This is a genomic window from Rhodococcus sp. KRD197 (genome assembly GCF_017168235.1).
GTDB lineage: Bacteria > Actinomycetota > Actinomycetes > Mycobacteriales > Mycobacteriaceae > Rhodococcoides.
Genome location: NZ_JABFAO010000060.1, coordinates 1 through 1,081, shown reverse-complemented (window position 1 = coordinate 1,081; position 1,081 = coordinate 1). Strand labels below are relative to the sequence as shown.

At 65.1% G+C, this 1,081-nt stretch carries 1 protein-coding gene; it reads left to right on the top strand.

Features of this window, described 5'->3' with window-relative positions; all coding sequences use genetic code 11:
- On the top strand, window positions 1-945 hold a 945-nt coding region (locus J1M86_RS24150), incomplete at its 5' end, for a rhodanese-like domain-containing protein (RefSeq protein ID WP_032399667.1).
- Window positions 946-1,081 lie beyond the last annotated feature (136 nt).

The following is a 1,081-nucleotide window of genomic DNA, read 5'->3' as shown; positions in this document are numbered from 1 at the left end:
CCGGACCTACTCGACGAAGCTGCCGACGGTGTCGACACCCGTTTCGAGGGTGCCAAACAGATCTTCCGCAGTCTGAAGCGGTCGTTCGTCACGCAGCCAGATCATATCCAGGTCTTTCCGGGTCACGGTTCGGGCAGTGCCTGCGGAAAAGCTCTCGGCGCGTTGCCGTCGACCAGCGTCGGCTACGAACGTCGTTTCGCTTGGTGGGCCGGGTATGTCGAGCGCGACGACGAGCAGGGCTTCGTCGATGAGATGCTCGACGGCCAACCGGATGCACACGCCTACTTCGGCCGGATGAAGCGTCAGAACAAGCAGGGCCCGGTCGTTCTCGGGCCACTCTCTCCACTGCACGAGTACGACTCCACCGAATTGGCACGCGCCCTCGACTCCGACGAGGTCGTCCTCCTCGACACCCGCGGCCAATATGAGGTGCACGCCGGCGCTGTCCCCGGAGCGCTCAACATCCCCGGTATCGGCAAGGCAGCCTCGTTCGGTGCCTGGGTCTACGACCCCGAACGAGAGGACACTCCACTGGTGGTGCTTGCCGAGGACCGCGCCGTCGCCGACGAGCTACGTGATCACCTGCTGCGGGTCGGCATCGATACGGTGACCGGGTACGTCACAAGTCTACGAGGATTTCCCATGACGACACCCGAGACGATCGGTGCGGACGAGCTGGATTCGTTCGACTCGGCAATGGTGCTGGACGTGCGCAACAAAACCGAACACGCCGACGGCCACATACCTGGCTCCGAACAGCTCAGCGGTGGGCGATTGCTGTGGAACCTCGACGGACTGCCCACGGGCGGTCCGATCGTGACCTACTGCCAGAGCGGCGTCCGTAACGCGGTCGCAGCCAGCGCCCTGCGTCGCGCCGGCTACCGAGTTGTCGAACTCGAGGGCAGCTACGCCGCCTGGTCCGCACGCAACCTCGAAACAGTCTGATCGAACACGCCCGAATCGGAGGCGGTCGTGCAGTCCGCCCCCGGTTTGGTCCTGTGCTCGCCCTGTCGGCTCGCTGCGCCACCGACGGTGAGCAGACCCCAGACCGAGCAGGACCCCGGGCGACACTCCTGATCCG